Origin of the sequence: Maribellus maritimus (genome assembly GCF_022267315.1) — a bacterium.
Lineage (GTDB): Bacteria > Bacteroidota > Bacteroidia > Bacteroidales > Prolixibacteraceae > Draconibacterium > Draconibacterium maritimum.
The window spans coordinates 1-8,394 of the sequence record NZ_JAIKLE010000077.1; the positions used below are offsets into that span (position 1 = coordinate 1).

The following is an 8,394-nucleotide window of genomic DNA, read 5'->3' on the forward strand; positions in this document are numbered from 1 at the left end:
TTTTCATTACTGCATAAAGTTTAAAATTAAACAAAAAATACCGGGGGTTGCAACCCCCGGTATTCCTATTTACACAGTTTATGAGATAGTGCTAGTTTGATTTACAATCAATGAATCTGTGAGTATTTTATACACAGTGGTTTTGTTAGCCTTGCTCGGTTTTTAGCATTTTTCGTTTACTGCGTTTTCTGTCTTTGTCGTATTCCTGACCATACCCATACCCATACCCGTAGCCATATCCATATCCGTAGCCGTAACCATAGCCATAACTTCCAAAACCACCTTTTTTACGTCCCATCTGAATGTCATTAATGATGATACCCACACCTTTTAGCTGATGTTTTTCCACTTCACCTAACGCATTCTTTAACGCAACTTTATGGGTGTATTTATGCCGGACAATAAACAGGTTGGCATCAATTTCATCGTTTAACTGGTAGAGATCAGCCACATAACCTACTGGAGGTGTATCAATAACAATAACATCATATATCTCCTTTAATTTTTCCAAAACATCAGTAAGCCTTTTGTCGGTGAGCATTTCCGAAGGATTGGGAGGGATCGGTCCGGCGGGGATAATTTTTAAACGCGGGTGTTTGGTGTCAAAAGTAATCTCAGGTAAAGTTGCTTTCCCGATAATATAGTTCACAATACCCATATTGGACTCAAAATTGAACTCTTCATCTATTTTTGAGTTACGTAAATCTAGGTCAAGCAATACGGTATTTTTACGCATCAGTGCAAAGGATGAGGCAATGTTAATCGCATTATACGACTTGCCTTCTTTGGGAAAGGTTGACGTAACTGCAATCACCGGATTATCCTTGGCCTTGGTCATCATATTGAGTTTATTCCGGATGGCCCGGTAAGGCTCTGTTGCCGGAGAATTGGGTTTATCCAGCACCAGCGTACGGCTGGCAAATTCTTTCTCGTTGTGAAAGATATGCCCGATAATCGGAAACCGGGTAATGGCCTCCACTTCTTCCTGTGAAACAATTTTAGTGCTAAAAAAGTCCAGAAGCAAAATTACACCTGCCGGAATGGCTAATCCCAGTAACAAAGCAATGGCAAAAATCATTTTACTTTTTGGTTCAACCGGCCCTGTTCCGTTCATTCTGGCTTCTTCAATCACCTGGCTGTCCGGAATATTGGATGCTTTGGCAATTTGAGCCTCCGAAAGTTTTTGGAGCAGGAAAGTGTAGGTTTCGTTGTCCAGCTGGTAACGTCGTTCAATATTTACAAAATTTTGTTCCGTCGCAGGCAGACGGCGTATTTGTGTCTCAAAACTGCGGATACGTTGATTGATATCGGCCAAAGCGATATCCGATTGTGATATGATATTGGAAGTATTCTCCAGCAGAGAATTTTTTACACTTTCAATTTGGGCATTTAAACGGACGATTGCCGGATGTTGGGAGTTGGCCCGTACCGAAGTCAAACTCGATTTTTGTGTAATCAAGTCGTTCAACTGAAGAATCAGACTGTTTAACAAAGGATCATTGATTCCCATCGCCGAAGGCGCAATAAGTGTTTCCAGTTCCTGGTTGTTGCCTACATAATCCCTGAGGTAATGATAATATTTGTTTTGCGTCTCCAGAGCCACACGTTCATTGTCCAGTTCTCTCATCTGTTCCAGCAGCTGCTGCGACTGTAAAGAAATATCAATAACCTGGTTTTCACTTTGAAAAGAAGCCATCCTGTTTTCCGAAACATTTAACGAATCAGAAATGTTTTGCAATTGCGAATTGATAAACTGTATCGTGCGGTTGGCATTGTCATTTTTTTTGCCCAGGTTATCCAGCTGGTAAATCTCGGTAAGTTTATTTAAAAAATGGATGCCTTTCTCCCGGTTAAAGTCTCGTAAGGTGAGCTCCACTATCGATGTTTCTTTATCGGCAAGATTAATGGTAAGTGCTCCGGCATATTTTTTTACCAGCGCGCCTTTTTTATTAAAAACAAATTTAAATTCATTGGGTGCCTGGGGATCAAATTTTTCATTTAACAAAATGGTAAACGAAAACTCATTGGCCGTCAGACGTACCCCCGGATCCAAATCTTTAGAAAATGAAAAATTACTGATTTTTCTTAGCACCTCATCCTCATTATAGCTGTATACCTCTGCATTTTCCCCCTGTGCTTTTAAATGCAACTTGCCGTCGGCATCTATTTTTAACAGAAATTCCGCGTTGGTCAATTGCGGATGTGCTTCATCCCATTCCACCAGAAACGGAACCTCCCGGTATTTTTCACTGATTTTTACTCTCCCCACTGCATAGTAACTGATTTCAAAATCAAGTTCGTTGATGGTTCTTGTAATAAGGGGAGTAGAATGCATGATCACCATTTGATTATAAATGTTTCGCATGCTGTTCATTACGCCAAATCCCTGGAAAACATTTGCCGACACACCACTTTCATCCAACGGAGAAGTCACCTTATCTTCTTCCACAAGAAGTGTAGTACTTAACTCATATACCGGAGTAGCATAACGATTGTAAAAAAATGCAGCTCCAACGGCAATAATAACGCTCAGTAGAAACCAGTACCAGTTGCTTAGTAATTTAAAAACCAGCTTTTTTAAGTCAATACTGTCTTCGTCATTGTTGTGGTCAATGCCGTTATTTTGTAAACGCTGCTCTGTCATGGGTTAAATAAATTTATAATGAGTAATCCTACGGATATGATGGACGCTGTGATACTGATGGGGGCCGCATACGACAGGTTTTTGGCTCCGTATACCTTTGTTTTATGTTCCACATATACAATATCATGCGGCAAGATATAATAATAAGGAGAGTTGATAATGTCGGGATTGGTTAGATCCATTTCTTCAACATGTTTCCCTTCCGGCAGCTCGCGTATGATTTTTATCTGCTGACGGTTGCCATAGTCACTGATATCTCCGGCCGAGCCCAGCGCCTCAAAAATGGTAAGCTGATTTTTGACCATCGTTTTTTGTCCCGGGTTTTTTACTTCTCCCAAAATCGTTACCGTGCGGTTCACCAGCTTTACAAATACCGATGCGCCTTCAAGGTAGCGGTCTACACCCTCCTGTACCATATCACGTACCTCACTTGTGGTTTTGCCTTCTACATTTAGGTTTCCCAGCTGCGGATAGTTGATAAAACCTCCTTCGTCAACCAGATAGGTTATCAACTCAATGCTGTTGGTTGAGTTCCCCATACTTCCCATCGAGCCCTGTGTATTGATCAGATTCAAAAAAGCAGCATTTAAAGGATCATCGCTGATGACCTGGATAAATAACTGGTCGTTGGATCTGATTTTATACTCTTCGGGTTGCGGGCCATGCTCGTATGTCACACCGGGTTGTAAACCGTTAAGATAAATCAATTCCTGTAAAGGGGTGCTGCACGATGAAAATAAAAACAAAACCACCACTAACGGAAGTCCTACTTTTTTTCTAAATAATTTAATGGTTGACACATTCATAGTTTTATATAATGCACGACAAAAGTAACAATTATTTTTGTTCAAAACCGAAGCTTAAAAAAACAAAGCTACGGAATTGAACGGGTGAACACAAAAAAACAGATAGTTGTAAACGCTTAGAATCAACAACTCAATCTCTTCCTTTGTTTTTATCATAAATTTCTGATTGAATTTCCTCTTCAGTTGTAGCTTGAACAGAATGCTTTAAGATGTTTTTTAGTTTTTTAATAATCAGTGATATAAGATTCTTGGTTGAATTGGGATTGATACTGGTTTTATAATACACAAAGAATTCAATTTTAAATCTTTGTTAATGTATAATTGGTGCGAACTGCTTAACAAAAAAATAATCTTTTAATTGTTCGTGTCTAATAAGCTGAACAAATGGTTTTTCCGAAAACGATCAGAAAAGTAGCACAAAATAATGAAGATTTCAAAAGAATTGCTATTGACAAAGAGAAATGCATTTTATATCTTGCGTCTGTTTTTGAGTAATTTATTTACTCATTGAAGCATCCCGAAGACTCGTTGGAACTTGCCATCGTTTGTAAGTGAGGAGGCGGAGCTGCGTAAAATTGTTAACAAAATACACCAATTCATAAAATCCGTAATGCCCAAAATTAAAACCCTTGTTTGTCTTTCCGGAAAGCTGGTATTCCCTGGCTTTAGTTCAATAAAAAATAGCAGTAACCTCATATTTCCCTGGATTTTTCTATGTTTGAATGCAGACTGAGGAGGAAATAAACAGTTAAAAATTGAGTTTGTATAAAAGTTCAGCTTAAAACCAATATGAAACGACGAAAACTTCAAAAACTTATTTTTATTTTACCCCTGTTTTTTTGCGTTTTAGTCGCAACAGCTCAGGATGTAAAATCGGTGGATGTAAAAGAGCTTTCTGATTCCGATATTGAACGCGTACGCAAACAGATGCGTGAGGCCGGTCTTACGGAACAGGAAGCGATAAACCTGGCCAGGCAAAGGGGGGCAACGGAAGTACAAATTCGTGATCTGCGGAAACGGCTGCATGAAAGTTCCGTTTCAACCGACAGTTTATCTCTGATTTCCAATGAAGAATATTATTTTGAAGAGCCAGCCGATAGTTCCTTATCGGTACGAAAAGATACTTTTGAAACCGAAGATGTAAATATATTTGGATTCTCTTTGTTTAATAATAAAAAGCTCACTTTTGAACCCGGAGTAAATATACAAACCCCAAAAAATTATGAGATTGGGATAGGCGACCAGATGATTGTAAATGTGTGGGGAAATTCACAAAACAATTACCAGTTAACCGTAAATTCCAACGGGCAAATATTAATTCCTGATGTTGGACCGGTGTACATTGCGGGAATGTTTTTTAGTGAGGCCGAAAAGAAAATAAAACAGCGGCTTACCTCCATTTATGCCGATATGGGAGGAGAGAATCCGCAAACCTTTGCCCAGATCAGTATTGGCGAACTGCGTGCGATTAAAGTCAATATAGCAGGAGAAGTGGTATCTCCCGGGACCTATACACTGTCAGCAGCTTCCACGGTTTTTAACGCATTGTATCTTTCCGGAGGGCCTGATACCATTGGCTCTTTTAGAAATATTAAGGTAATTCGCGATAATGAATTGTTTCAAACCGTTGATATCTATAAGTTTATAGTAGATGCAGATCCTTCGGACAATATCACTTTAAAGGATGAGGATATTATTTTTGTGCCTCCCCTGGAAAAGCGGGTGGAAGTAAGCGGAGAGTTTCGGCGGAATACTCGGTTTGAGATAAAAGAAGGGGAAACGATGGAGGATTTGTTTCGTTTTGCGGGCGGATTTACCGGGAGTGCCTGGCTCGCCCAACTGCAGTTGTACCGGAAAACACAACAAGGGGTGCAAATCATTGATGTAGCCTATGAAAAGGCCGGGAACACAACGCTGAATAACGGCGATAAAATACATTGCCGCACCATATCGGATGAGTTTGAAAACAGGATCACAATTGATGGAGCGGTGTATCAGCCGGGAGAATACCAGTGGGAGGAGGGTGTCACTTTGTCGGAGGTGATTCAGAAAGCCGGAGGGCTGAAAAAAGATGCCTTTAAAAACCGGGGGATTGTAACCCGTGAGAATCCCGATAAGACCAAATCAAACATTCCCTTTAATGTGGAAGATGTGGTGAGCCGAAAGTCAGATATTGTACTTCAACCGGAAGACAGTATTCTGGTGAAGTCTTTGTTTGATTTACGTGAAGACCCCTATATTTTTGTATCAGGAGAAGTGTTAACACCTGGTGAATATCATTTTTCACAGGGAATGACCCTGGGGGATGCCATTTTTTTGGCTGACGGATTTACCGAAGGTGCCGATAGTACATTTATCGAAGTGGCCAGAAGACTTAGCTACCAGGAAGCGGCACAGGTAAACAATCGGCTGGTCCATATCAATACGTTTAAACTTGATAGAGACCTTCGTTTACAGCCGGGGGATGCGCAGTTCGAGTTACAGGCCTTTGACCAGATTTCCGTACGCCAGGCACCCGGATTCCGGAATGCCGGAAAAGCTTCAGTAAAAGGCGAAGTAAAATATGCAGGGCAGTATGCCATTAGTGAAAAGGGACAACGGATTTCCGATTTGGTGAAAATGGCCGGAGGGGTAACACAATATGCTTTTGCGGAAGGAGCCACCTTTGAGCGTGTAAATCCTATCCTTGGTCCTGAAAATATCGCAGTGGATCTCCCGCTGATAATGGGAAGTCCCGGTAGTCATAACGACCTCTTTTTGCGCGATGGCGATGTTTTGTTTGTTCCGGAATATATACAGACCGTAAAAGTTAGCGGCAGCGTTCAAAACCCTTTTTCACTGACCTATGAAAAAGGGATAACCTTTAAAACATACATTGAAAGAAGTGGTGGTTTTGATGCCAATGCATTACGCAGAAAAGCCTATATAAAATATGCCAACGGCTCAACGGCATCCAAAAAAGGATTTATTTTTAGAAGATATCCCAAGGTGCTGCCGGGAAGTGAAATCATTGTTCCCGAAAGACCGGAAAAAGAAAACAATAACACAAGTCAGTGGCTTGCCGTTGCCAGTACATTTTCTTCGATTGCCGTTGCCATTGCTGCTGTGTTGAGATAGGCAGTGAAGTTTGTTGGATATAATAAATAAAATTGAGAATGAACAACTCTGATAAGTCAAATCAGTTTAAAAGCAAAAAAGAAATTGATTTGATTGCTTTGCTGAAAATGCTGTGGAAGGGGAGAAGAACCATAATAAAGAGTGTCGTAGTATGCTCACTTGCCGGTCTTATTATCGCACTTTTTTCTCCCAAAGAATATACTGCATCAGCAACTCTTGTTCCACAAACTTCAAACAATACAAGTAACCTGGGGGGGTTATCTTCACTGGCTTCAATCGCCGGATTTAATATTGACCTGACAAAAGGAGGTGGAAATGAACTTTCACCACAAGTGTATCCTCAAATTGTACAAAGCGTTCCTTTTCAGCTTGAAATAATGAAAACTCCGTTTTCTTTTTCTGAGATAGATCACCCTGTTTCACTGTTGGAGTATTATTCAGATTATTATACTCCCGGACTGTTTTCATCGATAGCAAAATACTCCGTTGGACTGCCGGGACTCCTGCTAAAATCGTTCAGAAACGAAGACAATACGGAGGCTTCTTTTTCTTCGGGATCAATGCTAAGGCTTTCAGAAAAACAAGAAGAAATTCGCAAAATTGTTGCTAAGCATTTAGTCCTGGAAATTAACGAAAAAGAGGGTTATGTAAAGTTAAGCTCCAGTTTTTTTGAACCGGAACTCGCAGCACAAGTCGCACAAAAAGCAAAAGAACTGCTTCAACAGTATATCACCGACTTTAAAGTGGAAAAAGCAAAAGCTCAGTTGAAATTTGTGGAGGAACGTTACAACGAAAAGAAAAAAGACCTTGAAGATGCCCAGGCTGACCTGGCGAGCTTTCGGGACAAAAATAAAAATGTAACCAGTGCCATGGCTCTTACCGAGGAATCGCGGCTCGAGAATGAATATCAACTTGCCTTTGATGTATACTCCAGTTTGGCACAACAAATGGAACAGGCCCGTATAAAAGTAAAGGAAGATACGCCTGTTTTTTCGGTGATTAGACCGGTTATTATTCCTTTTGAGAAATCAAAACCCAACCGTCCTTTGATTTTAATAATCTGGATTTTTTTGGGTGGGATTTTGGGTGTAGGCTTACTTTTTGGAAAAGAATATATTAAAATAATAAAGGAATCCGGAGAAGCAGAGGCGCAATAAGGCGATCTCTGAGCAATGAGAAGGGAGAAGAAAAGAGGGCGAGCACCGTGTAGTAAGAAAATGAGACTGTGAGCCCTGGGACGATGAGAATAGAGAGACAAGCGGTGAGTGGTGAGAGATGAGCAGGAAGACAATGAGACGTTGAGCACTGAGAAGATGTGAAAAGAGTACCGAACGTTTTACATAGAAAAAGAAGTCAAAGAATAAGACATAAAAGAAGAACTGACTTACAGATTAAGAACGGACCCGCCTAAGAGTAAAAGCGTAAAGAATAACCATACTAGCACTTAAAGATCATCATTTAGGTGACCTAAAAGGTTTTTGATTACAAAACAAGGAAAGGGAAATTATGAGGGCTATTGAAGCAGTGCTGTTTGACCCGACGAAGGAAGGAGAGTTTGCACTGCGTGGATTTACCTGTCCGTAGTTTTGTTTCAAAAAGATTTTCAGTCTTGGCTCGGAAATGCCTTCCTCGTGTTAACTCTTTGTGTCAAGACAAAGAGTAAAGCCCGTCTGGCAAGACAAAAGGAATTGAGGTTCGGGGCAAAGCCCCGTTGAAAAGCGGAGATGAGAAGTGAGACTGTGAGCACTGGGAAGAGAGAAGATGAGATAGTGAGCACTGGGACGATGAGAAGAGAGCGATGAGTAGTGAGAACATGAGACTTTGAGC

4 protein-coding genes are annotated in these 8,394 nt (G+C 40.6%); 2 read left to right on the forward strand and 2 right to left on the reverse strand.

Annotation, left to right across the window (positions count from 1 at the left end; all coding sequences use genetic code 11):
* Positions 1 to 145: 145 nt before the first annotated feature.
* Both K5G00_RS28400 and K5G00_RS28405 read right to left on the reverse strand, forming a co-directional pair.
* Positions 146 to 2,644 (reverse strand): GumC family protein, encoded by a 2,499-nt coding sequence (locus K5G00_RS28400; protein ID WP_238769876.1) that lies wholly within the window; start codon positions 2,642 to 2,644, stop codon positions 146 to 148.
* On the reverse strand, positions 2,641 to 3,450 hold the full coding sequence (locus K5G00_RS28405; protein ID WP_238769877.1) for a polysaccharide biosynthesis/export family protein: 810 nt from the start codon (positions 3,448 to 3,450) through the stop codon (positions 2,641 to 2,643). Before K5G00_RS28405 ends, K5G00_RS28400 begins: the two co-directional genes overlap by 4 nt.
* 789 nt (positions 3,451 to 4,239) lie before the next feature.
* Here K5G00_RS28405 and K5G00_RS28410 point away from each other — a divergent pair.
* A complete protein-coding gene (locus tag K5G00_RS28410) occupies positions 4,240 to 6,567 on the forward strand; it encodes an SLBB domain-containing protein (protein ID WP_238769878.1) in 2,328 nt (775 codons plus the stop codon).
* Positions 6,568 to 6,605: 38 nt separating this feature from the next.
* Complete coding sequence (locus tag K5G00_RS28415; RefSeq protein ID WP_238769879.1) at positions 6,606 to 7,724, forward strand: Wzz/FepE/Etk N-terminal domain-containing protein; 1,119 nt, start codon at positions 6,606 to 6,608, stop codon at positions 7,722 to 7,724.
* Positions 7,725 to 8,394 lie beyond the last annotated feature (670 nt).